The sequence below is a fragment of the Streptomyces sp. SYSU D01066-1 genome (assembly GCF_054956795.1).
Map to the genome: position 1 here is coordinate 1 of NZ_JBUDHV010000036.1, position 26,157 is coordinate 26,157.

At 73.5% G+C, this 26,157-nt stretch carries 23 protein-coding genes and 1 pseudogene; 9 read left to right on the forward strand and 15 right to left on the reverse strand.

From position 1 onward, the window contains the following. The first annotated feature begins 391 nt into the window (after positions 1-391). Both ACY1JF_RS25670 and ACY1JF_RS25675 read left to right on the forward strand, forming a co-directional pair. A complete protein-coding gene (locus tag ACY1JF_RS25670) occupies positions 392-586 on the forward strand; it encodes a hypothetical protein (RefSeq protein WP_462707617.1) in 195 nt (64 codons plus the stop codon). 950 nt (positions 587-1,536) lie between these two features. After that, positions 1,537-1,980: a hypothetical protein gene (locus ACY1JF_RS25675; protein WP_462707618.1), complete on the forward strand. Its 444-nt coding sequence runs from the start codon at positions 1,537-1,539 to the stop codon at positions 1,978-1,980. A 306-nt stretch (positions 1,981-2,286) separates the two neighbouring features. Here ACY1JF_RS25675 and ACY1JF_RS25680 read toward each other — a convergent pair whose 3' ends face one another. After that, a complete protein-coding gene (locus tag ACY1JF_RS25680; RefSeq protein WP_462707619.1) occupies positions 2,287-3,429 on the reverse strand; it encodes a S1 family peptidase in 1,143 nt (380 codons plus the stop codon). Between the two features lie 883 nt (positions 3,430-4,312). Then, positions 4,313-5,227 (reverse strand): hypothetical protein, encoded by a 915-nt coding sequence (locus ACY1JF_RS25685; RefSeq protein WP_462707620.1) that lies wholly within the window; start codon positions 5,225-5,227, stop codon positions 4,313-4,315. Positions 5,228-5,454: 227 nt separating this feature from the next. On the opposite strand from ACY1JF_RS25685, the gene ACY1JF_RS25690 reads away from it, so the two are divergent. From ACY1JF_RS25690 to ACY1JF_RS25715, 6 genes are all read left to right on the forward strand, one after another. After that, positions 5,455-5,967 (forward strand): SRPBCC family protein, encoded by a 513-nt coding sequence (locus ACY1JF_RS25690; protein WP_462707621.1) that lies wholly within the window; start codon positions 5,455-5,457, stop codon positions 5,965-5,967. Then, on the forward strand, positions 5,960-7,588 hold the full coding sequence (locus ACY1JF_RS25695) for a phytoene desaturase family protein (protein WP_462707622.1): 1,629 nt from the start codon (positions 5,960-5,962) through the stop codon (positions 7,586-7,588). Before ACY1JF_RS25690 ends, ACY1JF_RS25695 begins: the two co-directional genes overlap by 8 nt. Positions 7,589-7,753: 165 nt before the next feature. Beyond that, the gene (locus ACY1JF_RS25700) at positions 7,754-8,227 is read left to right on the forward strand and encodes an MSMEG_6728 family protein (protein WP_462707623.1); all 474 of its coding nucleotides are present in this window, start codon (positions 7,754-7,756) and stop codon (positions 8,225-8,227) included. Positions 8,228-8,236: 9 nt separating this feature from the next. After that, the gene (locus tag ACY1JF_RS25705; RefSeq protein WP_462707624.1) at positions 8,237-8,755 is read left to right on the forward strand and encodes a MarR family winged helix-turn-helix transcriptional regulator; all 519 of its coding nucleotides are present in this window, start codon (positions 8,237-8,239) and stop codon (positions 8,753-8,755) included. Positions 8,756-8,900: 145 nt separating this feature from the next. Then, a complete protein-coding gene (locus ACY1JF_RS25710) occupies positions 8,901-10,976 on the forward strand; it encodes an MMPL family transporter (protein WP_462707625.1) in 2,076 nt (691 codons plus the stop codon). Between the two features lie 623 nt (positions 10,977-11,599). Continuing rightward, the gene (locus tag ACY1JF_RS25715; RefSeq protein WP_462707626.1) at positions 11,600-12,442 is read left to right on the forward strand and encodes an RNA polymerase sigma factor SigF; all 843 of its coding nucleotides are present in this window, start codon (positions 11,600-11,602) and stop codon (positions 12,440-12,442) included. Positions 12,443-12,680: 238 nt separating this feature from the next. Here the strand turns inward: ACY1JF_RS25715 and ACY1JF_RS25720 are convergent, their stop codons facing one another. The 5 genes from ACY1JF_RS25720 to ACY1JF_RS25740 form a co-directional block, all read right to left on the reverse strand. Then, positions 12,681-14,750 carry an iron ABC transporter permease gene (locus tag ACY1JF_RS25720; RefSeq protein WP_462707627.1) on the reverse strand — a complete coding sequence of 690 codons (2,070 nt, stop codon included), beginning with the start codon at positions 14,748-14,750 and terminating at the stop codon, positions 12,681-12,683. 7 nt (positions 14,751-14,757) lie between these two features. Then, the gene (locus tag ACY1JF_RS25725; RefSeq protein ID WP_462707628.1) at positions 14,758-15,738 is read right to left on the reverse strand and encodes an ABC transporter substrate-binding protein; all 981 of its coding nucleotides are present in this window, start codon (positions 15,736-15,738) and stop codon (positions 14,758-14,760) included. Further along, the gene (locus ACY1JF_RS25730) at positions 15,735-16,595 is read right to left on the reverse strand and encodes an ABC transporter ATP-binding protein (protein ID WP_462707629.1); all 861 of its coding nucleotides are present in this window, start codon (positions 16,593-16,595) and stop codon (positions 15,735-15,737) included. The genes ACY1JF_RS25725 and ACY1JF_RS25730 overlap by 4 nt, the downstream gene beginning before the upstream one ends. Positions 16,596-16,662: 67 nt before the next feature. Beyond that, positions 16,663-17,229 carry an MSMEG_1061 family FMN-dependent PPOX-type flavoprotein gene (locus ACY1JF_RS25735; protein WP_462707630.1) on the reverse strand — a complete coding sequence of 189 codons (567 nt, stop codon included), beginning with the start codon at positions 17,227-17,229 and terminating at the stop codon, positions 16,663-16,665. Positions 17,230-17,526: 297 nt separating this feature from the next. Further along, complete coding sequence (locus tag ACY1JF_RS25740; RefSeq protein WP_462707631.1) at positions 17,527-18,693, reverse strand: spore photoproduct lyase family protein; 1,167 nt, start codon at positions 18,691-18,693, stop codon at positions 17,527-17,529. A 154-nt stretch (positions 18,694-18,847) separates the two neighbouring features. On the opposite strand from ACY1JF_RS25740, the gene ACY1JF_RS25745 reads away from it, so the two are divergent. Continuing rightward, positions 18,848-19,024, forward strand: a complete 177-nt coding sequence (locus ACY1JF_RS25745; protein ID WP_462707632.1) for a hypothetical protein — start codon at positions 18,848-18,850, stop codon at positions 19,022-19,024. 3 nt (positions 19,025-19,027) lie between these two features. Here ACY1JF_RS25745 and ACY1JF_RS25750 read toward each other — a convergent pair whose 3' ends face one another. The 8 genes and pseudogenes from ACY1JF_RS25750 to ACY1JF_RS25785 all read right to left on the reverse strand — a co-directional run bounded on the left by ACY1JF_RS25750 (position 19,028) and on the right by ACY1JF_RS25785 (position 26,110). Continuing rightward, on the reverse strand, positions 19,028-19,819 hold the full coding sequence (locus ACY1JF_RS25750; RefSeq protein ID WP_462707633.1) for an SAM-dependent methyltransferase: 792 nt from the start codon (positions 19,817-19,819) through the stop codon (positions 19,028-19,030). Positions 19,820-19,925: 106 nt separating this feature from the next. Continuing rightward, positions 19,926-20,123 (reverse strand): acyltransferase, encoded by a 198-nt coding sequence (locus ACY1JF_RS25755; RefSeq protein ID WP_462707687.1) that lies wholly within the window; start codon positions 20,121-20,123, stop codon positions 19,926-19,928. Next, the gene (locus ACY1JF_RS25760; protein WP_462707688.1) at positions 20,102-20,329 is read right to left on the reverse strand and encodes an LbetaH domain-containing protein; all 228 of its coding nucleotides are present in this window, start codon (positions 20,327-20,329) and stop codon (positions 20,102-20,104) included. Before ACY1JF_RS25760 ends, ACY1JF_RS25755 begins: the two co-directional genes overlap by 22 nt. A 43-nt stretch (positions 20,330-20,372) precedes the next feature. Further along, positions 20,373-20,552: pseudogene (locus tag ACY1JF_RS25765) on the reverse strand (maltose acetyltransferase domain-containing protein); the annotation flags it as partial. Positions 20,553-20,614: 62 nt separating this feature from the next. After that, the gene (locus tag ACY1JF_RS25770) at positions 20,615-22,705 is read right to left on the reverse strand and encodes a beta-galactosidase (protein ID WP_462707634.1); all 2,091 of its coding nucleotides are present in this window, start codon (positions 22,703-22,705) and stop codon (positions 20,615-20,617) included. Positions 22,706-22,786: 81 nt separating this feature from the next. After that, positions 22,787-24,127, reverse strand: a complete 1,341-nt coding sequence (locus tag ACY1JF_RS25775) for an ABC transporter substrate-binding protein (protein ID WP_462707635.1) — start codon at positions 24,125-24,127, stop codon at positions 22,787-22,789. Between the two features lie 99 nt (positions 24,128-24,226). Continuing rightward, positions 24,227-25,177 (reverse strand): carbohydrate ABC transporter permease, encoded by a 951-nt coding sequence (locus ACY1JF_RS25780; RefSeq protein WP_462707636.1) that lies wholly within the window; start codon positions 25,175-25,177, stop codon positions 24,227-24,229. 6 nt (positions 25,178-25,183) lie between these two features. Then, positions 25,184-26,110, reverse strand: coding sequence for a carbohydrate ABC transporter permease (locus tag ACY1JF_RS25785; protein WP_462707637.1), 927 nt, complete (start codon positions 26,108-26,110; stop codon positions 25,184-25,186). Positions 26,111-26,157 lie beyond the last annotated feature (47 nt).

Consider the following 26,157-nt stretch of genomic DNA (forward strand, 5'->3'; position numbering starts at 1 on the left):
CCGGCGACGACGAAGAAGCCGAACGACGTGATCAGGTAGAGATGGCCGATCTTCTTGTGGTCGGTGGTCGTCAGCCAGGACACGATCACCCGGCCCCGGGAGACCGCCGCCCGCGCCGGAGCGATCGGTTCCGTCTGTGTCGCCATCAGCTTCCTCGGGTCGGACCCATCAGTACCCCTGCGGTATTCCGTCGACGCGTCGGACGTCCACGCACGAGGGGCCGGATGGCTGATCGTTTTCTCTCCGCCGGGTGTGTCCCGGCCCCCGCCGGGTCCCCGCACCGGCCCGGCCCCCGGGCGCCGTTCACCCGAATGGCCTGTGCTCAGTGGGGTGGCACCAGGACTCGGTGTCTCCTGGAGAGTGACAGCGGCGTCCAACCTGGGAGGCCGAAATGTACGAGATGTGCGTAGGCCCGGAAAAGCCGGGCGGAGCCCTGGTGTGGCATGTGATGGCCAAACAGGCCGCGGCGACGTTGTGCGGGCAGGAGCTCCGTCGACGTATCGCGGCCACCGACGGCGAGCGGGCACGGCACTGCCCGGACTGCATGGCCTCGTTCGAGAAACTCATGGCCACCACGCCGTGCTGACCCGCCGTCGGTCACGGCGCCCGGCCCGCGGGGTCATGTGCCCGGTGATTCCCGCGTGTCCAGGATGCCCACACCGTTCGTGAGCCGGCCCCGTCGCACACCCGCGGCGGGGCCGGCGCACGCCCGCACAGCCGGCCGGTGGCGGACCACCCGGACGGTGGAGCGTGCCTTCTCGCGGGCCGGGAAGCCGCAGACCGTACCCGGGCGTACGTCCTCCCGCGCCCGGGTACGGCGGTGGGACGCGGCCGGCGTCCCCGAGTCGGCCGCGTCCCGCGCGCGGGGACGGCTTCGGCGCACCGGGCGCCGGCCCGCGCGACCGGGCGTCATCCCCGATGGTGGCCGCCGCGGCAGGTGACGGTGGGGGCGTGCCGGCCCCGGACCGCCGGGCGGGGAGGCGACCGTGGGCCCGCGGCGCAGGAGGCGCGCGACGTCGAGACGCTGTCGGCGCTCGGGCTGGTGCCGCTGTTCCGCCGGGGCCTCGGGTCCCGCCTCGACGGCCTCAGGAGCGGCCTCAGGAGCGGCGGCAGGGGGCTGCTGTCCGGGGGTGCCGTCCGCCTGGTGCCGAACGTCGGGGCCGGCCCGGGCTTCGGCCTCGCCCGGGGCCCGCGGACCGCCGCCGCGCACATGGCCGGCCGCTCCGGTCACTCCGGGCGGGATGGGTGGGACGGCAGGGGCACCGGGGCCGCCGACCGCGTCGGCGCCGTCGGCGGTACCGCGACGGAGGCGCCCGCCGGCCCGCTGCCCGCGGAGGCCGATCGGTGGACGGGCCCGGCGGCGGTCCCCGGGACCGGTCCGATCGGGTCAGGAGCGTTATCCGGCCGGATCGCCTGCGGTCCCGTGCCGTGTCCGGCCGGACCGCCGTACGGTTCCCGCGCCGGTGGGACAATCTGCCCGCAGGATGGGCGGTCGGCGTCCGATCGCCGCCGCCCGGGACCGGAAGGAGCCGTCAGATGGTCGAGTGGGTGCCGTTGGGCCGTGGTGCGCGGCCCGTTCCCCAGCCGATGGCGGCTCCGCTGGTATGGACCGGGGCCTTCGGCGGCGCGCTGGTGCTGGTGGCCCTCCTCAACAGCGTCGTCGGCCCCGGCCGTCCGGGGCTCGCCCTGCCGGTACTGTCCCTGCTCGCCGCCGTGCTGGGACTGTGCGCCCGGTTCACCGCCGCCCCCGGCACGGCCGTGCTGTGCTGGCTGTCCCTGAACGGTTTCGCCGTTCCGCCCGCCGGCACCCTCACCTGGGCCGGTGCCCGGGACGCGGGCTGGCTGGCCTGCCTGTTCGCCGCGGCCCTCGGCGGCACGGCCCTGGCCCGGATACTCCACGCCCGCGCCGCCTACCGCAGACTGACGACGGCGGGCGGGTATGAGACGCGGGGGACCGGCTGGGGCGCGGGGGCCGACTGAACGGGCCGGCCGCTCGTGCCCCTGCCTCCGCGCCGGGGATCACCGGCCGCTTTCGCCGTACCTCGCCGCTCACGACGGCGCCTCGGCCGCCGGTCCGGTCGCCCCCGGCCCGGCGGCCGGCCCGTGGCCCCGTGCCGGCGATGTCCGCGGCCGGCGGTTCACCGGACTTCCCGACGTGAGGGTCGGAACAGTCTCCCGGCCCCGGCCCCGGCCGCGTCCCGGCCGGCCCTCCCGGGGGCGGCGCAAGCCGCCGCCCCCGGAAGGGGACCCGCCCGCCGGTGGCGGACCCCCGGTGCGCCGGGCCGGTCAGGCCGTGTGCAGGGTCAGCCCGTAGCGGTTGAGGATCTCGTTGACCGGCTGGAACCAGGTCTCGCCGCCGCTGGTGCAGTTGCCCCAGCCACCGGAGGTGACTCCTTGGGCCTGGTCGCCGCTGATGAAGGAGCCGCCCGAGTCCCCGCCCTCGGCGCAGACACTGGTCTTCGTCATCTGCTGGACGGCGCCCTGGCTGTAGTTGACCGTCTCGTTCTTGGCCAGCACGGTGCCGCAGTGCCAGTGCGTGGTCGAGCCGGAACGGCAGATCGACGCGCCGACCGGGGCCTCCGCCGAACCGCGCACCAACTGGTCGGAGACGGTGCCCCAGCCGAGCACGACCGGCACCGTCCACCAGCCGCTGCCCACGCTCACCCAGGCGTAGTCGTTGCCCGGGAACGACGAGCCCTGGAACGTACCGACGTACGAGCCGTCCCAGCCGCTCACCCCCGCTCCCGTCCCACCGCAGTGACCGGCCGTCACGAACCCGCCGTGCACCGAGAAACCGATGGAGCAGCGGACGTTGCCCGTGTAGTACGGGTCACCGCCGACCGTGCCGGCGGCGAAGGTGGACGGCGCGTCGGGCACCGTGCGCACGGTCACCGGGCCCGCCGCACGGGCCCGGTCCAGGAAGCGCTGGACATCGTTGTCGGCGCGCTCGTCCTCGACAACCTCGACGACCACGGAGTTGGCGGCCGGGTCGACGTGCCAGCCAGCGACGCCCGACGGCGCGGAGAACCCGTCGATCCTGGTCTTCGCGGCGTCGAGCGCACGAGCACTGTGCGCGACGGCGCGCACCCGGGCGCCGGTGGCCTCCACGGCCCCTACCGTCGCGGAGGAGGCGTCGGTGGTGACGGCCACGGTCAGCCGTCCGGTGCCGGCGTCGAACCACGATCCGCCGAAGGCGCCGCCGGCCGCCCGGCGGGCGACCGGCTCCAGGGCGGTGGCCCGTTCCTCGGCCGCCAGGCGCTCCTCGGCCTGCGCCCGGGTGAGGCCGAACTCCTCCCGCATGGCCTGGAGGAGACCGGCGGAGGCCGGTGCCCCGTCGCTCGCCGAGGCCGGCAGGGAGCCGGCCGCGGTCCAACTGCCGAGCATGAGCAGGACGGCCAGCCCGACGTGCTTGAGTCTGCTGCGTCTCACGGGAGTTGCCCTTCGTCGTTCCAGCAAGTGGGGGTGGAACAACCGCTGTCGGAGAGCGCTCTCACAAGGGGTTGGGCAGAGCTTAGCCAGACCGATGCCGTCAGGTCCATGCCAATGCGGGAGTCGGTGGAACGGTGTGCCGGCAGCGCGGGTGGCGGCCTCCCCCCCGACTGTTTCCCGCGTCACCGGCCCGGCCGCCCCGCGTCACCGGCCCGGCCGCCCCGCGTCACCGGCCCGGCTGCCCCGCGTCACCGGCCCGGTTGCCCCGCATCTCCGGCTCTGCCGGCCCGGCTGCCTCACCCCGCCGGGCCAACTGTCCCGTTCCCGCTGGCCACCGGCCGCTGCCGGTGGCGTCCCGCCGGGTGGTGCAGCCGATCAAGGCGCCGGAACCGCAGACCGGGGGCGACTCGCCTGATCCTCACTCCCGACGACCGCTTGCCGCACGTCCACCGCGCATGGCGTGGGCCGACGGCCATCTGGCCGACCGGCCCGCGGGGCTCCCCGACGATTCCGAGGCAGCCCGGCAGTCGCCTCCGGACACAACACCCGCACGGAAAACGTGAGCACTTCCTCCCCCATCGTCCTCTCCTCGCTCATCTGAGCACCCTCCTGGCGTTTGCTCCCCATCTGCTCACGTCATCCGGCGGTGGGTACACGACTCCGACGGCCGCCGTGGGAGTGAACCCGAGACAACGTCCCGTGCGACTTGTCCCGGCAAGGCGCCTCCTTGACCGTTGAGTTCACAGGGAACACCAGGGTTTCAGTGCTCGATCCCCTGCACCACGGAGCGGGACGCGACCCGCTGCCCCGCGCCTCCGGCCTCCTGGCCCGGCCTGGCCGCCCCGCCCGCCTCGCCCCGCCCCCGCTGCCCCGCGGCGCACGCTCAGGGACGCCCGCCCCGGTACAGATCGCGTTCCACGAGGATCAGCGAGCGCTCGCGCACACAGTCGCCGTGCACGACCACCTCGCAGGGACCCAGGCCGTCGATGGCGGACTGCACGGCCGCCAGCGCCTCGTCGAACCGCCGCAGCCGGCGCAGCGCCGACGCCTTGCGCAGCAGGGCCTCGGCCCCCAGACCCTGCGCGAACGCCGGAGCGCGCAGCAACTCCAGTACCCTGTGCGGCTGTTCGGGAAGGTCCTCACCGAGCCAGAGGCCGTGCAGCAGGGCGTGCACGACCTTCTCGTCGTGGCCCGCGCGGGCCAGTACGGTCTCCAGCAGCGGGAGACCGGCCGCCCGGGACCGCCCGAGCAGGGCGAAGGCGCGCATGGCGGCGCTGTACGGGTCGAGGCCGTCACCGTCGCCGTGGCCCGGCGCGGCGGCGAAGAACTCCTCGATGTCGCCGCACCGGAAGTCGTAGCGCAGGGTCGTCAGGAAGCAGTGCCACAGGGCCCGGCCGAACGGCGTGCCGGGATCGGTGCCCGCCACGTGACGGCCGGTGAGGAAGACCAGGGCGCTGCGGCCCTCGGTGCGGGCCCGCCAGGCCAGGTCGCCCGTCAGCCGCGCCGACTCCTCCCAGCCGGCCCCGGCCAGCGCCAGCCAGCGGGCCGCCTCCCGTGTCCAGTCGCGTCCCGAGTCGATCTCCTCGGCCACCCGGGTCCGTACCATCACCCAGCCCCGGTCGCGCCCGGCCGGGCCGCCCTCGGTCAGCGCGTGCGTCACGGCGTCGGCCGCCCGGGGCAGCCGCCACAGACCGCGCGCGGTGTGCTCGGCGACCGGCGTCCACCGCGGGGGCAGCCCGTCGACCGCCTCGACCGCCTGCCGCAGACCGGGGTCCCGCGCCCCGTCCGTCGCGTTCATCGAAGGAAGCCTCCTGGTGACGGTGGTGGTCGGTGGTCCATCTCTCCCGTGCGCGCGCCGCCGCGTAACGCCGCGGGGAGGTCAGGTCCCACGCCCGGTGGCCGCCGCGACGGCCTGCCGCGGGCCCGGATCGCGGGGAGCCCGGTTGACGGAGCGCGGAACGGGCACTCAGTGCGCGGCGCGAACGCGCCGCCGGTTGCGCACAGGAGCGGACAGGGGAGAAGCGCGTGGCAGTTCGTCATCGACTGATCCAGGCGAGCCCGAGGTCGGTGTGGGCGGTGCTCGCCGATCCCGACAGCTACGTCGAGTGGGTGGTGGGTCCCTCCCGGGTGGACCCCCGGCGGGGGCGGTGGCCCGAGGTCGGCGCAGCCATCCACTACGAGGTGCGCCTGGGGCCCGCACGGCTGGCCAACGAGACGGTCGTCCGCCGCTGCGAGGAAGGCGCCCTGCTGGAGCTGGAGGCCAAGGCGGGGCGGCTCGGCACGGCCCGTATCGCCGTGGAACTGCGGCCGTGGGGCGAGGACTGCCTGGTCATCCTCGACGAGCATCCGCTGCGCGGGCCGGGCGGGGCGTTCCACAACACCGGAGTGGAACTGATCATCCAGCTGCGCCACCGCGCCATGCTGGCCAGGCTGGCGGACCTGTGCGAGGCGCGGGACGGAGCGGACGGCGGGCGCCGCCGGAGCGCCCCGGTCCGGTGCGGGGCCGTCCGGACCGAGCCCGGAGCGGGCCGTGCCTGACGCCGTGGTGATCGGTGCCGGACCCAACGGGCTGGTCGCGGCCAACCTGCTGGCCGACGCCGGCTGGAGCGTGGAGGTCCTGGAGGAACAGCCGGAACCGGGCGGCGCGGTACGCCACGACAGCGGGGTCGCCCCCGGATTCGTCAGCGACCTGTGCAGCTCCTTCTACCCGCTGGCCGCCGCGTCGCCGCTGCTGGCCGGGCTGCGGCTGCGGGACCACGGGCTGCGCTGGAGCCACGCGCCCCACGTCCTGGCCCATCCGCTGAGCGACGGGACCTGCGCGGTCCTCGACCGCGACGCCGGCACCACCGCGGCCTCCGTCGACGCCTTCGCACCCGGCGACGGAGCGGCCTGGCACCGGCTGTACGAGGTCTGGGAACGGCACCGGACGGACATCCTGGACGCCCTGTTCACCCCTTTCCCGCCGGTACGGGCCACCGCCCGGCTCGCCCTGCGGCTGCGCGCCGGGGGCGCCCTTCGGCTGGCGCGCACCCTGGTGCTGCCGGTGCGCCGCCTGGGGGAGGAGGAGTTCCGGGGCGAGGGCGGCAAGCTGCTCCTGGCCGGCAACGCCCTGCACGCCGACCTGTCCCCGGAGGCCGCCGGCAGCGGGGGCTTCGGCTGGCTGATGTCCATGCTCGGACAGACCTACGGATTCCCGGTCCCGGTCGGCGGCTCCGGCGCCCTGACCGAGGCGCTCGTGCGCCGGCTGCGAGCCCGGGGCGGCAGTCTGCGCTGCGGCCGGCGCGTCGACCGGGTGCTGGTCCGCGACCGCCGCGCCGTCGGGGTGGTGACCGCCGACGGCGAGACGGTCGCCGCACGGCGTGCCGTGCTCGCGGACGTGTCCGTGCCCGACCTGTACGGCACGCTCGTCGACCCGGCCGATCTGCCCGCCCAGATCCTGGACGACCTGCGGCGCTTCCAGTGGGACTTCGCCACCTTCAAGGTCGACTGGGCGCTGGACGGCGCCGTGCCCTGGCGGTCCGAGGCGGCGGCACGGGCCGGGACCGTCCACCTGGCCGACGGACTCGACGAACTGACCCGGTTCATGGCCCAGATCTCCCAGCGGCAGGTGCCCGACCGGCCCTTCTGCCTGTTCGGGCAGATGACGACCGCCGACCCGTCCCGCTCACCGAGCGGCACCGAGTCGGCCTGGGCGTACACGCACGTCCCGCACGACATCCGGGGCGACGCCGGCGACGAGGGGCTCACCGGCGGCTGGGACGCCAGGGACCAGGAGGTCATGGCCGACCGGGTGGAACGCCAGGTGGAGCGGTTCGCCCCCGGCTTCCGCGCCCTGATCCGGGCCCGGCGCGTCCTGGCCCCGCCCACCCTCCAGGCACTGGACCGCAACCTGTACGGCGGCGCCGTCAACGGCGGCACCACCGCGCTCCACCAGCAACTGTTCTTCCGCCCGCTGCCGGGCGCCGGACGCCCGGAGACACCGGTGGCCGGCCTCTACCTGGCCTCCGCCGGCGCCCACCCGGGCGGCGGCGTCCACGGCGTGCCCGGAGCCAACGCGGCCCGCGCGGCCCTGCGCCGGCACCGGGGCGCGGGCCTGGAGCGTGTGCAACGTGCGCTGGCCCGGCGAGACCGGGCCGGCGACCGGCGTCCCGTCCGGTAGCGGACTTCGGTCCGCGTCCGGCAGCGGGTGCGCCGTGACCGGTCGCGCGGTGCCCCGCGCGCCCGGGGGCCGGGGCACGGCGGCCGCGTCCGCGCCGGGCGGTGCCGATGCCCGCGCGGACGCGGCCGGTTCCCCGGCCGACGGCTGAACGAGGAGGACGACGTCATGCAGACCTTCCTTCCCCACCCCGGCTTCTGCGCCTCCGCTCTCACCCTGGACCGCCGCCGGCTCGGCAAGCAGCGGGTCGAGGCGCTCCAGGTGCTGCGGGGGCTGACCGTGCCCGGCTACGGCTGGCGCCGGCACCCCGCGGTGAGGATGTGGGCGGGATACGAGGAGGCCCTGGTCCGCTACGGCCTGGAGATCTGCCGGGTCTGGCGCGAGCAGGGGCACCAGGACAGCTGCGCCGCCTCGCTGGTCGCCGGACTGGCCGCGGTGCGCCCCGGCGCCCCGGTGCGCGACCAGGCGGAACTGGCGGACGCCGGTGAACTGCCGCCCTGGCTCGGCGACGAGCCGTTCCACCGCAGCCACCGCTCCGCGCTGGTGCGCAAGGACCCGGAGGCCTACGGCGCCCTGTTCCCGGACGTGCCGGACGACCTGCCGTACGTCTGGCCGGACTCCGACCGCGAGGGCCTTCTATAGGCTGACCGCGTGGCCAGTGCGCAGGACCGGGACAGCCGGGGACGACAGCGGGGGACGGACGGCCCGGCGGGAGAGACGGCCGGCGGGACCGACCTGCGGACCTTCGCCGTCCGGCTGCGCCGGATGAACGGCGAGATCAACCGCCTGGTGCACGGGTTCGCCGCCGACCAGGGGCTGCATCCGACGGACGTCCAGGCGCTCGCGGCGATCCTCGACGCCGAGGAGCCGATGACCCCGGGGCGGCTGCGCGAACACCTCGGCCTGACCTCCGGCGCCGTGACCGCCTGCGTCGACCGGCTGGAGCGCGCGGGCCACATCCGCCGGGTCCGGGAGAGCGCCGACCGCAGGGTCGTCCACCTCCACTACGCCGCCGACGCGATGGCCGCGGCCCGCTCCTGGTTCCGGCCGCTCGCCCAGGCGACCGACGCCGCCCGCGACCGGTTCACCGAGGCCGAACTGTCGGTGGTGGCGCGCTTCCTCGCCGCCCTGAACGAGGAGATGGCCGGCCTCGAAGCCGCCCGCCACTGAAATCCCCCGTCCGGGCGCGTCCGGCGGCCGGGCGGCCGGGGAAGAACCAGGTGTCGTCCACGGCCATCCGGCAACCATCTTGATGATTGAGATTGTTTTTCATTGAGATACCGTAGGTCACCTCGGAAATCCCCTCGGGAGAGACATGCCTGTCACCTCGCGCCGGACCCGCTCGGTCCGGTGGCTGCTGCCCGCCCTGCTGCTGATCGCCTGGCTGGGCGCCGGCGCGACCACCGGCCCGTTCGCCGGGCGCCTCGGCGAGGTCGCCACCAACGACCAGGCCGCGTTCCTGCCGCGCAGCGCCGAGTCCACCGAGGTGATCGACGAGCAGAAGGCGTTCCGGCAGGACGAGGCGCTGCCCGCGATCGTCGTGTGGACCGTCGACGACGGTGGCGAGGTGGGCGGCAGGCGGGCCGCGGCCACCGAGGCGCTCGCCTCGCTCGCGAACGCCCCCGGGGTGACCGGGCGGGTGTCGCCCGCCGTCGTCTCCGAGGACGGCGAGGCCCTGGAGGGAGTCGTCCAGTTGCAGCCCGACCTCGGCGACGGGCTCGCCGACGCCCTCGACCGGGTCCGGGGCGCCGCCGGGAAGGTCCCCGGCACCCAGGTCGGCATCGCCGGGCCCGCCGCCAGCCAGGCCGACCTGTCCGACGCCTTCGCGGGCATCGACGGCATGCTGCTGATCGTGGCGCTGGTGACCGTCCTGGTCATCCTGCTGCTGGTCTACCGCGGCGTGCTGCTGCCCTTCGTCGTCATCCTCGGCGCCGTCTTCGCCCTCGGCCTGGCCTGCGCGGTCGTCTACGTCCTGGCCGACCACGACGTGGTCCGGGTCGACGGCCAGGTCCAGGGCATCCTGTCCATCCTGGTGATCGGCGCCGCCACCGACTACGCCCTGCTGCTGACCGCCCGCTACCGCGAGGAACTGGCCCGGTGCGAGGACCGTTTCGCCGCGATGCGCGCCGCCCTGCGGCAGTCCTGGGGCGCGATCGTCGCCAGCGCCGCCACCGTCGCGCTCGCCCTGCTCGCCCTGCTGCTGAGCGACCTGACCAACAACCGCGCCCTCGGCCCGGTCGGCGCCATCGGCGTCGGCTGCGCCGTCCTGACCACCCTCACCTTCCTGCCCGCCGTCCTCGTCCTGCTGGGCCGCGCCGCCTACTGGCCGGCCAAGCCGCGCCCGGCCGATGAACGGCGGGGCGTGTGGCACCGGGCCGCCGGCCTGGTGGACCGGGCGCCGCGCAAGGTCTGGGCCGTCTCCCTGGTCTGCCTGCTGGCCGCCGCCGCCTTCGCACCGGCCCTCGACTCCAAGGGCGTACCGCTGGACGAGACCTTCGTCGGCGAGGCGCGGTCCGTCCAGGCCCAGCGCACCCTGGGCGAGCACTTCCCCGGCGGCTCCGGCAACCCCGCGGTCGTCATCGCGGACGCCGGCCGCGCGGACCGCGTGGTCGCGGTGGCCGAAGACACCGAAGGCGTCGCCTCGGCGGCCCCCGTCACCGCGTCCGGCCGGCCCGGCGGGGGCGAGCCGCTGACCGTCGGCGGGCGGGTCCGGGTCGACGTCACCCTGAGCGCCGCCGCCGACAGCGACGCGGCCAGGGACACCGTCGCCCGGCTGCGCGCCGCCCTGCACGCGGTGCCCGGCGCCGACGCCAAGGTCGGCGGCTACACCGCCCAGCGGTACGACACCCTGCGCACCGCCGAGCGGGACCGCGCGCTCATCGTCCCCGTCGTCCTCGCCATCATCCTCGTCATCCTCGTGGCACTGCTGCGCTCACTGCTGCTGCCGGCCCTGCTGGTGCTCACCGTGGCGCTGAACTTCCTCGCCACCCTCGGTGTCTCGGCCCTCGTCTTCCCGCACGTCCTCGGCTTCACCGGCACGGACCCGTCGGTCCCGCTGTACGGCTTCGTGTTCCTGGTCGCCCTCGGCGTGGACTACAACATCTTCCTGATGTCGCGGGTCCGCGAGGAGTCCCTGCGGCACGGGGTGCGCCAGGGCGTCCTGCGCGGTCTGGTCACCACCGGCGGGGTGATCACCTCCGCCGGCGTGGTGCTCGCCGCGACCTTCGCGGCGCTCGGGGTGATCCCGCTGGCCTTCCTGGTGCAGATCGCCTTCATCGTCGCCTTCGGTGTGCTGCTCGACACCCTGGTCGTCCGGTCCCTGCTGGTGCCGGCGCTCGCCCGGGACATCGGCCGGCGGGTGTGGTGGCCGGGACGGCTCGGCCGGCGGTGAGGCCCAGCGGGGCGCGGAGCGCTCCTCGGTGAAGTCGTACAGCTCCTCGGAGGTGGTGATCGGCTCCTGCCGCTCGGTGCGGGAGCCGGCCACCGGCCGCGAACCGTGCAGCGGCACCGCTTGCGGCATCCTCGTCCGGCCCGGCGGTCCCGACCGGGCGTCGGGCTCGGGGCCCCTCACGCTGCGGCCTTTTTCCTGGTTCTCGCCTGCGCGAACTCCGTGCCGCGCTGATCGTCCGGCGCACGCCGTGGCCGCTGCCCGGGTCCGCGCCGGCTCACACCGCGGCAGCGGACGCGGGCGGGAACGCGGCGGACGGCCCGGGCGCGACGGGGCCGGTGCCGGGGCCGCAGGCCGGATGGACGGACGGCACGGACCGCAACGAGCGGCGCGGGCCCGGTGGTGGCGCCGCGTCAGGCGGACGGCCGCGGTGGGGTGATGGCCCGGTCCGGCGGCCGGATCGCTCGGGTGGCGGTACGGCCCCCGGCCGTCCGACGGGCCGACGCGTCAGGATCACCGAAAAGACGTAGGCGTGTTCGGGGAAAGGCGGGGTAGGCGACCTGTTGGCGGTCCCAGTGGGCCGGTAGCGGAACGACAACTCGGGAGGGCGCGTGATGACGGCGGCGATGACGACGCGGAAGACGGACGTCGGTGGAGAAGCGGTCCGGCTGCCCCAGGTCGCCGACCCGTCGAAGGTGGCGCCGAAGGACGCCCGCGAACTGTCGCGGCTGTTCTTCGACCAGCTCGCGGTGCTGGAGGAGGGAACCCCCGAATACCAGTACGCGCGCAACACGCTGATCGAGATGAACATGTCCCTGGTCCGCTACGCGGCGTCCCGCTTCCGCAGCCGGGGCCCGGAGGAGCGCGAGGACATCGTCCAGGTCGGCATGATCGGTCTGATCAAGGCGATCGACCGGTTCGAGCTGACCCGCGAGGTGGAGTTCACCTCCTTCGCCGTGCCGTACATCGTCGGCGAGATCAAGCGCTTCTTCCGCGACACGTCCTGGGCGGTGCACGTGCCGCGCCGCCTCCAGGAGGCCCGCGTCGAGCTGGCCAAGGCGACGGACGAGCTGCGCAGCCGGCTGGGCCGCACGCCGACCGTCAAGGAACTGGCCGAGCTGATGAGTCTGACGGAGGACGAGGTCGTGGAGGCCAGGCTGGCCGCCAACGGCTACAACTCCTCCTCGCTGGACGCCGCGCTCGGCGGCAGCGAGGACGGCGAGACCGTGCTCGCGGACTTCATCGGCACCGAGGACGCGGCGCTCGAACTGGTCGAGGACTTCCACGCGCTGGCCCCGCTCATCGCCGAACTCGGCGAGCGCGACCGGCAGATCATCCACATGCGGTTCGTGGAGGAACTGACCCAGGCGCAGATCGGCGAACGCCTCGGCGTCTCCCAGATGCACGTCTCCCGGCTGCTGTCGCGGACGCTGGCGCGGCTGCGGGAGGGCATGCTCACCACCAAGTGACGGCGAGCGTGGAAAGGGGGGCCGGTGACCTACGGGTCACCGGCCCCCCTTCCACGTCGGGGCCGGGACTGGGGCGGCGGGGTCCGGCAGCCGGACGTGGCCGGCTCGCCCGCGAGGCGGCCGGTGAGCCAGGAGGTGCCCCACACCGATGACACCCGGCGGTCCGGGTGGTCGTCCGGCGCGGCGACGCGGTCCACGGCGGCACGCCGGAGGGCCCCGCACCCGCCCGGCACACGGTTCACCGCCGGCTGCGGACCAGCAGGTACAGGAAGTACGGCGTGCCGATGACCGCCGTCATCAGACCCGCGCCCAGCTGGGCCGGGGCGATCACCGTGCGGCCCAGCAGGTCGGCCGCGCCGACCAGCGTGGCACCCAGCAGCACCGCGGCCGGGACGACCCGCGCGTGCCGCCGGCCCACCAGCGCGCGGGCCGCGTGCGGGGCCACCAGGCCGACGAAGCCGATGGTGCCGGCGCAGGCCACGGCGGTCGCGCTGAGCAGGACGCCCACGACCAGGAAACCGAGGCGGCCCGGGGCCGGCCGCAGCCCGAGCAGCCGGGGCGTGTCCTCGTCCAGCGACACCAGGTCCAGCTCGGTGCGCCGGACCACCGCGAAGACGGTGCCGGCGACCAGGACCAGCGCCACCGGCAGCACGTCGGGCAGGGTCCGCCCGTAGGTGGAGCCCGACAGCCAGGTCAGCGCCTTCGTCGCGTTGAACGGGTCGGTGAGCACGATGAGCAGACTGATCAGCGCCGTGGTCCCGGAGGCCACGCCGATGCCGACCAGGACGAGGCGGTTCTGCCGGAAGCCGCCCCGCGCGGCGAGGCCGAAGACCAGGACGGCGGTGACGGCGGCCCCCGCGAACGCCGCTCCGGCGACGCCCCATCCGCCGGCGGTGGGCACGGTCGTCACCAGCAGCACCGCGCCGAGCGCCGCCCCGCCGGAGACGCCGAGGACACTGGGGTCGGCGAGCGGGTTGCGGGTGACGGCCTGCACCAGCGTGCCGGACAGGGCGAGCGCCGCACCGGCGCCGAGCGCGGCCAGCACCCGGGGCACGCGGGTGTCCAGGACGAAGGTGACGGTCTGTCCGGCCCGTCCCTGCGACCAGTTGGCGACGTCGCCCAGCAGCAGCTTGCTGTCGCCGATCAGTACCCCGGCGACGGTGACGCCGACGAGGGCGGCCACCAGCAGGACCACCGAGGCCAGGAACGCGGCCCGGCCGGGGATGCGCAACCGGTCCGGTGCGCTTGACCCGCCGGTGTCCGGCAGCCGCACCGCCATCGCGACCACGAACACGGCACCGACCAGGCTGGTGACCACACCCGTGGGCACGGCCACCGACAGGTCGTCCGGCACCAGCGAGCGCAGCAGCACGTCCGATCCCAGGACCAGGGCCGCACCGGTGAGCGCCGCCGCGGGCAGGCTGCCGCGCGAGCGCGCGAACCCCCGGAACCGGCGGGACAGCGGCCGGACGAGCGCGGGTGCGCACAGGCCGACGAAGCCGATCGGCCCGGCCAGCGTGACCGCCGCCGCGGACAGCAGCGCGGCCAGCGCGACCACGGTGACGCGGGTGGCCCGCACCGGCACGCCCAGGCCGCGCGCCGCGTCGTCGCCGAGGGCGAGCGCGTCGATCCGGCGGGCCGTCAGCAACAGTCCCGTCAGGCCCACCAGGGCGACCGGCAGCATCCGCAGGACACCGTCGAAGCCGTTCTGGCCGATGCTGCCCTGGTTCCAGGCGTAGAGGCCCTCCGTCTGCTCGGGGAACAGCAGGAGCAGCCCCTCGGTGACGGAGTTCAGCCCCAGCATCAGCGCGGTGCCGGCCAGGACCAGCCGGACCGTGCCCGTGCCGAGGCCGGACAGGCCCAGCACGGCCGCCGCCGCGGCCAGACCGCCGACGAAGGCGATCCCGGAGGAGGCGAGCAGCGGCAGGGAGAGGCCGGTGGCCCCGGCCAGGCCGAGCGCCAGGTAGGAACCGGCGTTCACCGCCAGGGTGTCGGGAGAGGCGAGGACGTTGCGGCTGACCGCCTGCAGGACGCCGCCGGCCACGCCGAGCACGGCGCCGACCAGCAGGCCGGCCGCCGCCCGGGGCAGCCGGGAGGCGATCACGACCGACGCGTCGGAGGGGTCGGCCCGTCCGGTGAGGGCCTTGGCCACCTCCGCCGGTCCCACCGAGGCGGTGCCCTGGGCGATGTCCCAGACGGCGAGGACGGCGACCAGCAGGACGAGTCCGGCCGCCACCGCGCCCGCGCCCGGCCGGGAGACGGGAGCCGCCGACGGGCGGGTGACGGGTTTCGTCGCGGTGACGGCCATGACCCCGCTACTTCGTCAGCGCGTCGACGAGCGAGTCGACGTACGCCGACATCGACCCGGGGCCGCCGAACATCCAGATGCCGTCGTCCAGCCGGTGCACGTCACCGGACTTGACGAACGGCAGCGACTTCCACACCGAGTTCTTGGCGAGGGCGCCGGTGAAAGGGGTGGCGCTGTCGTCCGCGTCGTTGCCGATGTACGCGAACCGCGTGTCGTCCGGCAGGTCGGTCAGGCCCTCGACGTCGGTGGAGCCGAGGCCGTACGCCTCGTCGCCCTTGACCTTCCAGGCGTTCTTCAGCCCGATCTCCGCGGCGACCTCACCGAGGAGCGAGGTGGCGGTGTACGGGCGGATGGTCACCTGGTTGGAGGTGACGTAGCCGTCGGCGAAGGCGTAGTCCGCGCCGTCCAGACCGGCGTCGGCGATGGCCTTCTTGCCCTCGGCGACCTTCGCCTCGAAGTCCTCGCGGATCGTCTCGGCCTTGTCGGTGGTGCCGGTGGCCTCGGCGATGAGGTCGACGTTGCCGAGCATCCGGTCGATCTGGCCGGTGCCGTCGGCGGACTTCACCGACAGCACCGGGGCGACCTTCTTCAACTGCTTGACGGCGGAGGCCGGCAGGTCGGTGGTGGCGACGATGAGGTCCGGCTCGAGCGAGGCCACGGTGTCCGTGCTGGGCTCGCCGCGGGTGCCGATGTCCTTGGGCGAGTTGGTCAGCGGCACCGCGCTGTCCCAGGTGTTGTAGCCCTTGGGGTCGGCGACGCCCACCGGGTCCACGCCGAGCGAGACGAGGCTCTCGACGACGTTCCACTCGGTGGCGACGACCTTGGTGGCGGGCCCGTCCAGCGTGACCTTCGCACCGGTGCCGTCCGTGAGGGTGATGGCCTCGGACGACTTGGCGGAGCTGTCCGCGGCCGGCTCGGTGGTGCCGCAGGAGGACAGGGCGAGTGCCGCGGCGGTGACGCCGGCCGCGGTGAGGAACGTACGTCTCATGAGGTGGTGCCGAGCCTTTCACGTCGGGTGTGGTGACGGCCGACCGGGCGGGTGCGCAGCCGGCCGGTGAGGGGGTCGGTGTCGACGTCGATCCGGATGCCGTAGACGGCGGTCAGCCGGTTTGGCGTCAGGACCTCCTCGGGCGGACCGTCGGCGACGATCCGGCCCGCTTCGAGCAGGGTGACGCGGTCGGCCACGGCCGCCGCCTGGTCGAGGTCGTGCAGGACGACGCCGACGGCGATGCCGTGGTCGTCGGCCAGGTCACGGATGAGGTCGAGGAGTTCGACCTGGTAGCGCAGGTCGAGGTAGGTGGTCGGTTCGTCGAGGAGCAGGACGCCGGTCTCCTGGGCGAGACAGCTCGCCAGCCAGACCCGCTGCAACTGCCCGCCGGAGAGGTGGTCCGCGCCGCGCCCGGCGAGCTCCGACACGCCGGTCAGGGCGAGCGCCCGGTCGACCGCGGCCGGACCGTCCGGGTCCGACCGCCCCCAGCGGCCCCGGTAGGGGTAGCGGCCGAACTCGACCACGTCGCGCACGGTCAGCCCGCTGGGGGTGGGGCGGCCCTGGGTCAGCAGCGCCACGTGCCGCGAGAACTCACGGGACGACAGGGCCGACGCGTCGGTGTCGCCGTCTATCCGGACCGTGGCGCTGCGGGGCCGTTGCAACCGGGCGATCGTGCGCAGCAGTGTGGACTTGCCGCTGCCGTTCGGACCGATCAGGACGGTCACCTCGCCGGGCCGCAACTCGACCGCGGCACCGTGGACGACGTCCACGCCGTCGTACGCCACGGTCACGTCCGTGGCCGACAGCTCATGGCCGCGCAACCGCACGGCGCGGTCCGCTTCTTCACCAGATTCCACGAGGTGAAGGTTAGCCTAACCTAATAATTGCTGGTAGTCCCGGGTCGCGGTGACGGCCGGACACGGCTCAACGCGTCTGCCGGGATTCCGGCTGCCACAGGCCCGAGCGGTTCAGGGACGCCGGGCAGTGCAGGTATATCTCGTCGATGTCCAGCACGAGTGCCAGCGCGGGGCGCTTGCCGTCGGCCGCCGCCATCGCCTCGAAGAACGGGGCGTCGGTGAGGACGCGGGCCCGGCCGTTGATCCGCAGCACCTGCTTGCCGCCTGGGACCAGGTACAGCAGACCGGCGTGCGGGTTGTCGAGGATGTTGTGGAAACTGTCCCCGCGCCGGTTCCCCGGCCGGTCCGGCAGGGCGATTTGGCCGGGACCGAGGACGAGGGTGAAGCCCGGGGCGTCGCCGCGCGGGGAGACGTCGCAGTTGCCGTCGGCGTCGGCGGTGCCCAGCAGGCAGAAGGAGGAGCGGGCCAGGATCTCCAGGTCCTCCTCGGTCAGCCGGTCATGGACCTTGTCGATCACCAGGGGCCAGGGCTCGCCCAGCAGCTCGCGCAGCTCGGCGCGGGAGCCGAGCTCGGTCCAGCCCTCGCCGGTGACGGTGTCCGGCCGGTTCCCGGCGGTGTCGATCATGTGCGGCAAGGCCGGCTCCAAGCTGTACGGGTGCCATGGGTGGTTGCGAACCGAACGATATCTGATGTTAGGTACGCCTTACCTGGTCGTCCGGGCGGGTCCGTCCGGTGATCCGGGCCGCGCACCCGCCTCCGGGGACTTCCCCCGTGTCCGGCCCCTTCCCTCCGGCCGGACCCCGTCGAGCGCGCCCTCGCCGCGGCCGTCACCCCCGGGCCGCTCACCCCCTCGCCGCTGCCGCGCTCCGCACCGGCGGTCACACCCCGGGCGGGGCCGTCCCGGTCTTCGCCGACGCGCTGGAGCGGGGCCTCAGAACGCGTAGCGCGTGCGCAGCCAGGGCGCGTGGGCGGTGACCAGGCCGAGCAGGGTCTCCACCGCCTCCGCCTTGACCGCGTTGCGGTAGCGGACGTTGAGCGCCCCGTTCTCGGAGCGCTTGGCCTGTTGCAGCTCCGGCCGCCACAGCACCTCCTCGGCCCGGGGGTGCCAGCCGAGGTTGACCTCGTGCAGTTCCCGGTTGTGCGTCAGCATGATCACCTCGGCGGCGGCCTGCCGCTTGACCCGCTCCGGCAGGACGTCGTCGAGGTGGTCCAGCACCTGGGCCCAGGCGTCCTGCCAGCCGGGCCGGAGCACCACGGGGGAGAGGTTGAAGTGCACCTCGTACCCGGCGTCGAGGAAGTCGGCCGCGGCGGCGATCCGCTCGGCCACCGGTGAGGTGCGCAGGTCCAGCAGCCGGGCGTCCTGCGGGGGCATCACCGAGAACCGGATCCGGGTCCGGCCGCGCGGGTCGAGGGCGAGCAGGTCGGGGTTGACGAACTTGGTCGCGAACGACGCCTTCGCGGTCGGCCACCGGCTGAAGGCGCGGACCAGGTCCGCGGTGTTGTCGCTGATCAGCGCGTCCACCGAGCAGTCACCGTTCTCACCGATGTCGTACACCCACGCCTGCGCGTCGCACTGGTTCGGCTCCGGCTTCGGGCCCTGCCGGGCCACGTGCCGGCCGATGTGGCCGATGATCCGGTCGATGTTGGTGAAGACCGTGATCGGATTGGCGTAGCCCTTGCGCCGGGGCACGTAGCAGTAGGCGCAGGACATGGCGCAGCCGTTGGAGGCGCCGGGGGCGATCCAGTCGGCGGACCGCCCGTTGGGGCGGGTGGTGAGCGTCTTGCGCTCGCCGAGCACCAGGGTCTCGCCCTTGACCCGGACCCAGCGCTCGACGTTCCCCTCGTTGCCGTGCAGTCCGGGGACGCCCCAGTGCGAGGCGACCTCGGTCAGCCGGGCGCCGGGGAACCGGGCGAGGATCTGCCGGCCCCGCGGTGAGGCGGCCGCCGCGGGCTCGGCGTGGATCTCCCGGACAGGCAGCAGCCGGCGGGCCGTGGCCGAGTCGCGGAAGGACGGACCCGTCCGGGCCGTGTCCGCCAGGGCGTCGAGCCCGAACAGCGTGCCGGGCTCGTCGTCCGGGACGGGGGGCGGGGGGTGCATCGGTGCTCCGCGCTGTGAGGTATGTCCGTGAAGGACCGTTGTTCCACTGTACGGGCATCACCGAGGAAGCCGTCGGCCACCGTGTTCCGGGCCCGGACGGGGGCATACGGGTGGCACGGCGCCGAGCGGCGCCGTCCGATCCGAGGAGGCCCCCGTGCTCGCCATCGTCGCAGCGGTTCTGTTCTTCATCGCCTTTCTGATCAACGCGGCGGACATCTCGACCAATGACGTCTTCACGTCGGTCAACTTCATGCTCGTCGGGCTCGCCCTGCTGGCGCTGCACGTCGCGGGCATCGGCAGCGGCTGGGCGGCGCGGACCCGCCGGCGCTGACGGTCAGGGAACGCGCGCGACCGCCGCGTAGATGCCGCTGTCCTCCGGCTCGGGGCGCTCCTGCTCCGGGCCGTACCACTCGGGCGCGGTGACCAGCCCCGGCTCGATCAGCTCCAGCCCGTCGAAGAACCGGGCGACCTGCGCCCGGGTGCGAAAGCCCAGGCGGATGCCGCCCCTCGCGTACTGCGCGATGACCTGCTCCGCCAGCTCCGGGAAGAGATCGATCGCGGCGTGCGAGAGCACCAGGTGGCTGCCGGAGGGCAGGGTGTCGACCAGCCGCCCGACGATGCCGTGGGCGTCCTGGTCGTCGGGGACGAAGTGCATCAGGGCGATCAGGGACAGCGCGATGGGCCGGTCGAAGTCGAGGACGGACCGGGCGTGCCGCACGATCTCGTCCGGGTCGCGGACATCGGCCTGGATGTAGTCCGTGACGCCCTCGGGACGGCTCACCAGCAGCGCCTCGGCGTGCCGCAGCACGATCGGGTCGTTGTCGGCGTAGACCACCCGGGCCGTCGGCACCGTGCGCTGGACGATCTGGTGCAGGTTGGGCTCGGTGGGGATGCCCGTGCCGATGTCGAGGAACTGGTCGACGCCCCGGGCGGCGAGGTGGGCGACGGCGCGGTTCATGAACGCCCGGTTCTGCCGGGCCGCGTCGCGCGCCTCCGTCGGCAGGGTCCGGCCGACCGCCTCGTCGACGGGGTAGTTGTCCTTGCCGCCCAGCAGCCAGTCGTAGACGCGCGCGGGGTGGGCCTTGCTGGTGTCGATCTCCAGGGGCCGGGAACTGTCCGTCGTCATCGCAGGCTCCGTCGTCCGGGGTGCGTCGTCCGTCGTCCGGGGTGCGTCGGGACCGCACTCCGGTGATCATCCTACTGCCGGGAAAGGGGAGTTGGGCGCGCACGGGTCAACCCGGCGGCAAGGTGCGCGGCGGGCGGTACGTCCGCTCCCGGTCCGCGCCGGTGATCTCGCGCAGGACCCGCGCCGGGGTGCCGGCGACCACCGTCATGGGCGGTAGGCGCGCGGTCGCCACGCTGCCCGCGCCGACCACCGACCCCCGGCCGACGGTGATGCCCGGCATGATCAGCGCCCCGTGCCGATCCACACGTCGTCCTCGACGCGCACCGGTGCCGAGAACCGGGCGCCGTCCCGGCGCGGCTCCGGGTGGACCGGGTGACCGGTGGTGGGCGCGGTGACGTGCGGGGCGGACATCACCCGGTCGCCGACGAGCACCTCGACGTCGTCGACCAGTGTGAGGCCGGAGTTGGCGTACACGCCGTCGCCCAGGCGGACGTCGCGTCCGTAGGCCACGTGCGGCGGCGGCTCGATCCACACCCCCCGTGCCGAGCGCGCCGAACAGCTCCGTCAGGAGCGCCGTACGGCCCGCCTCGTCGCGGGGAGCGGTCCGGTTGTAGGCGCCGGCCGGCTCCTTGCCACGCAGCCGCTCCTGCGTCAGGCCCGGTACGCCGTCGCAGCACAGCTGCCGGGCGGCCGTGCGCCGGCGTACGTCCTGTTCGCGCGGGCCGGGTGTCACGGGTCCTCCCGGGTCGGCGCGGTCCGCGCGCCCCGCGGGGAGCGCGCGGACGGCGGGTGTGGTCAGGCGTCGGGCTGCCGCAGTACGGCGACCTCGCGGGGGCCGAGGACGAGGGTGCCGCCGGCGCCGGTGGCGCCGGTCAGGACCTCGCCGGGCAGCTGTGGCACCGGCACCGTGTCGTCGGTGCGGTTGACCAGGAACAGGAACCGGGCGTCCGGGCCGCGCCGCACGGTCGCCTCGACGCGCCCGCGCAGTGCGGCGGGGAGGTCGCTCGCCACCCCGGCCGCCTCCAGCAGCCGGGGCAGCAGCGCGGTGAGCCCCGCGACGCCGAGCCGGGTGGAGACGTAGGCGGCCGAACCGTCGCCGGCCGGCCGCCGGGTCACGGCCGGGCGTCCGGCGTGGTCACCGGTGCGGTAGCGGACGAGCACCTCGGTCTCCTCGGCGGTGACGGTGATCCGGTCGGTCCACAGACCGCCCGTCGTCACACCGCCCGTCGCCGCGCCGTCCGTCGCCGCACCGTCCGTCATCGCGTCGTCGAGCTCCACCGTGTCGCCGTCGAGCAGCGGCCCGAACTCCTCGACGCGGATGCCGAGCAGCTCGCGCAGGGCGCCGGGGTAGCCGCCCAGCCAGACGTGGTCGTTCTCGTCCACGACACCGGAGAAGTACGTGGTGACCAGGTGTCCGCCCCGCTCGGCGTACCGGGTCAGCTCCTTGGTCAGACCGGCGGGGACCAGGTGCAGCACCGGCGCGATCAGCACCTTGTGGCGGCTCAGGTCGGCACGGGTGGTGACCAGGTCGGCGCGGACGCCGAGGGCCAGCAGCGCCGAGTACCAGTCCAGGGCCTCCTGGCGGTAGTCGAGCAGCGAGGTGGGGTGCGAGTCCTGCTCGCTGGCCCACCACGACTCCCAGTCGAAGAGGATGGCGACCTCGGCCGCCTCCCGCTCGCTGCCGGCGACCGGCGCGAGGGCCTTGAGGGTCTGCCCCAGGGACACCACCGCGCGGAACAGGTCACTGTCGGCGCCGGCGTGCGGGACCATCGCCGAGTGGTACTTCTCGGCGCCCGCCGCCGACTGCCGCCACTGGAAGTAGCAGACCGCGTCGGCGCCGTGCGCCACGTGCAGCAGCGCGTCCCGGGCCAGCTCGCCGGGCCGCTTGGCCACGTTCACCGGCTGCCAGTTCACGGCGCTGGTGGAGTGCTCCATCAGGAACCACGGCCGCCCGCCGGCGATGCCGCTGGTGAGGTTGGCGGAGAAGGACAGTTCGTCGCGGTCCTGGGGGCCGGGGCGCACGTAGTGGTCGTTGGAGACGAAGTCGGTCTCCGGCGCCCAGTCGGCGTAGTTCATGCCCTTGGTGCCGCCCATCACCATGAAGTTGGTGGTGACCGGGGTGTCCGGGGTGATCTCCCGCAGGATGTCGCGCTCGGCCCGCAGGTGGTCCTTGAGCGCGTCGGACGAGAACCGCTTGAAGTCCAGCTGCTGCGTCGGGTTGGGGTGGGAACCGGCCAGCCGGGGCGGCAGGATCTGGTCCCAGTCGGTGTAGTGCTGGGACCAGAAGGCCGTGCCCCAGGCGTGGTTGAGGGCGTCGAGCGAGGCGTACCGGGCGCGCAGCCAGGTGCGGAAGGCACGGGCCGCGTCGTCGGAGTAGTCGTACACGTTGTGGCAGCCCAGCTCGTTGGAGACGTGCCAGGCGACCAGCGCCGGGTGGGCGGCGTAACGCGTCGCCATCGCGCGCACCAGGCGCAGCGCGTGCTCGCGGAACACCGGTGAGGTGGGCCGCCAGTGCTGCCGGGCCCCGGGCCACACCGTCTCGCCCCGGTCGGTGACCGGCAGGATCTCCGGGTGGGCGGTGGTCAGCCACGGCGGCGGGGAGGCGGTGGCGGTGGCCAGGTCGGCACCGACGCCGTTCGCGTGCAGCAGGTCCATGACCTCGTCGAGCCAGCCGAAGTCCCACTGGTCCGGGCCGGGTTGCAGCCGGGCCCAGGAGAAGATCCCCACGGAGACGACGTTGACGCCGGCCTCGCGCATCAGCCGGACGTCCTCGTCCCACACCTCGCGGGGCCACTGCTCGGGGTTGTAGTCGGCACCGAAGAGGAGACGGGGCATCCGGTCGCCGTCGTCCGGGCCGCCGGGGCGCGACAGGAGAGTGGAGATCATGGCGGTCCTTCCAGAAGTGCAGATGTGCCAAGGGGCGGCGCGGACTCGCCGCGCCGCCCCGGGGGTCGAGCCACCGCTGGGTCACTCGACGGTGAAGCCCTGCTCCTTGCCGTACTTCACCGAGGCGTCCTGCCAGGACTTCAAGGCGTCGCTCAGCTTGGTGTCGGAGACGTAGGCCTTGCCCACGGTGTCGTTGAAGATCGAGTTCGCGTACACCTGGAAGGGCAGGTACGACCAGTCGTCCGCGACGTTGGCCGCCGACTCGGCGAAGATCTTGTTGGCCTGCTGGCCGCCGAAGTAGTCGAACTTGGTCTCCTGGAACGACGAGGACTGCAGGTCCTCGGTGGTCGCCGGGAAGGCGCCCTCGGCGAGCCGGGTCTGTACGCCCTTGCCGGAGTTGGCGTACTCGACGAACGCGTAGGCCAGTTCCTCGTTCTTGCCGAGCTCCGGCAGGGCCAGCGAGCTGCCGCCGTTCTCCGCGCTCGACTGGCCGCCCTCCTTCCACTGCGGCAGCGGGGCGACCCGCCAGTCACCGGAGGCGGCCTCGGCGCCCGACTCCAGGTTGGCGGGCATCCAGGCACCGGTGGCCAGGGTGGCGATGGTGCCGTCGGCCAGGCCCTTGAACCAGTCGTCGCTCCAGGCGGCGATGGGGGCGACCAGGTCGTCGTCGAGGAGCTTCTGCCAGGTGTCGCTGTAGGTGGTGGCGCCCTGGTCGGAGAAGTCGATCTTCACGTTGGTGCCGTTGGCCACCGAGTACGGACGCGAACCGGCCTGCCACAGCAGGCTGGTGGTGGTGCCCGCGTCACCGGCGTCGGCGGTGATGTACACCTCGGGGTCGGCCTGGTGCAGCTTCTTGGCGGCCGCGACGTACTCGTCCCAGGTGGCGGGCACCTCGATGCCGTACTTGTCGAAGACCTTCTTGTTGTAGAACAGCGCCATCGGACCGGAGTCCATCGGCAGCGCGTACACCCCGTCGGTGCCCGACTGGACGGCGGACCACGGACCGGGGGAGTAGTGCGCCGCGAGCTTGCCCGCGCCGAACTCGCTGAGGTCGGTCAGCCCCTTGGACAGCGCGTACTGGCCGATGGCGTAGTACTCGATCTGCGCGACGTCCGGGACGCCCTTCTTCGCCGATATGGCGTTCGACAGGGCGGTGTACTGGTCGGCGTTGGTACCGGCGTTGACCAGGTTGACCTTGACCTTCGGGTGCGCCTTCTCGAAGTCGGCGGCGACCTTCTTCAGCGTGGGCTCCCATGCCCATACGGTGATCTCGCCGCCCTTCTCCAGAGCCGCCTTGATGTCGGACTCGGAGACGGACTTCCCGCTCGATTCTCCGTCGGAGTCACCGCAGGCGGTGGCTCCCAGCGCGAGGGCGCAGACGAGTCCGATACTGCGCAGCAGGCGGCGCGAGTGCTTGTGCATGGTCGAGCTTCCACTTCCTTGTGGCCGGGGCCGGCCCTGTCGGGGGTGTGCAGAACGAGGAACATGCGTGGGGGGAGGTCGTGCTGGGGGGAACTGCCGTCACTCCTTGACACTCCCGGCGGACAGCCCGGACTGCCAGTACCTCTGGAGCAGCAGGAACGCGGCGACCAGGGGCACGATGGTGATCAGGGAACCGGTGATGACCAGGTTGAACACCACTTCGCCGCCGGCCGTTTGGGCTTGAGCGTTCCAGGCGTTCAGTCCCAGGGTCAGGGGGTACCAGTCCGGATCCTTGATCATGATCAGCGGCAGGAAGTAGTTGTTCCATGTCGCGACCATGGTGAACAGCAGGACCGTCACAATACCGGGAGCCAGCAGCGGCAGTGCAACCCGGAAGAAGGTTCGAGCCTCGCTCGCACCGTCGATACGGGCGGCTTCCATCAGTTCGGTCGGTATGGCATCGGTGGCGAACACCCACATCAGGTACAGACCGAACGGCGAAATAAGTGACGGGATGATGACCGCCCAGGGGGTGTCGGTCAGACCCATCTTGCTGAACAGCAGGAAGGTGGGCACCGCCAGGGCCGTGGTCGGCACCGCCACCGCGCCGATGACGACGGCGAACACGGCCTTCTTGCCCGGGAATTGGAACTTGGCGAGCGCGTAGCCGCCGAGCACGGCGAGGAAGGTGGCGCCGCCCGCGCCCAGGACGACGTACATCAGGGTGTTGAGCAGCCAGCGGGTGAACACACCGTCGTCGTAGGTGAACGTGTCGGTGATGTTGTCCCACAGGGCGAAGTCGCCGTCGAACCACAGGCCGAACGAACTGCCCAGCCCCTCCTGGGTCTTGGTGGCGCTGATGAACAGCCAGACCAGCGGTACCAGGCTGTAGAGCAGCACCGCGCCGGTGAGGACGGTCAGCAGGACACTGCGCTGCGGCTTGCCGGCCGACGGCCGGCGGCGGTGGGAGCGCAGCCGCGGCGGCGCGGCGTGCGAACGGCCGGGGGAGGGCGCGTGGTGGCGGCCCGTGGTGGTGACAGGACTGGTCATCGCTGTTCACACTCCCTTGCGCGTGCTGCGCAGCTGGACGGCGTAGGCGATGACCATGGTGATCAGCCCCATGATGATGGCGACCGCCGCGGAGTAGTTCTGCTGCTGTCCGTTGAAGGACAGCGAGTACGTGTAGAAGTTCGGCGTGTAGTCGGTGGTGATGGCGTTCCGTGCCAGCGGTCGCATGATGCTCGGCTCGTTGAACAGCTGGAAGCTGCCGATGATGGAGAAGATCGTCGCGATCACCAGGGCGCCGCGGATCGCCGGGAGCTTGATGGCGGTGATGACCCGGAACTGCCCCGCGCCGTCGATCTGCGCCGCCTCGTACAGCGAGTCGGGGATCACCCGCAGCGCCGAGTAGAAGATCAGCATGTTGTAGCCGATGAACTCCCAGGTGACGATGTTGCCGATGGAGGCCAGCATCAGGTCGGCCGAGAGCGGGTCGGGCAGCGAGACACCGAGCGCGTCGTTGATGTCACCGACCAGGCCGTAGCGGGTGCCGTACATGAACGACCACATCAGGGTGGCGACCACGGCCGGCACGGCGTACGGCAGGAAGATCGAGATGCGGAAGAAGTCCCGGCCGTAGAGGCGTCCGCTGTCCAGGGCCAGGGCCACCAGCAGCGCGAGGCACAGCATGATCGGCACCTGCACGCACAGGAAGAGAGTGACCCGGCCGAGGGCGGACCAGAACCGGTCGTCGTCCAGGGCCTGCTGGTAGTTGTCCAGGCCGACGAAGGTGGTGCCGCCGATCAACTGCTCGCGGAACAGGCTCAGATAGACCGAATACGCGATCGGCGCGAGGAAGACCAGGGCGAACACGGCCACGAACGGGCCGAGGAAGCCCCAGCCCGTCCAGGACCGGCGGTCCCGGCGCGCCTCGGGCGGTGCGGGACGCGGTCCGGAGGCCGCTGGGGGGTGCAGCGTCGTCATCTCGTTCCTTGCTGGGGTTCATATGCTGAACTCGCGATGTTTACGTA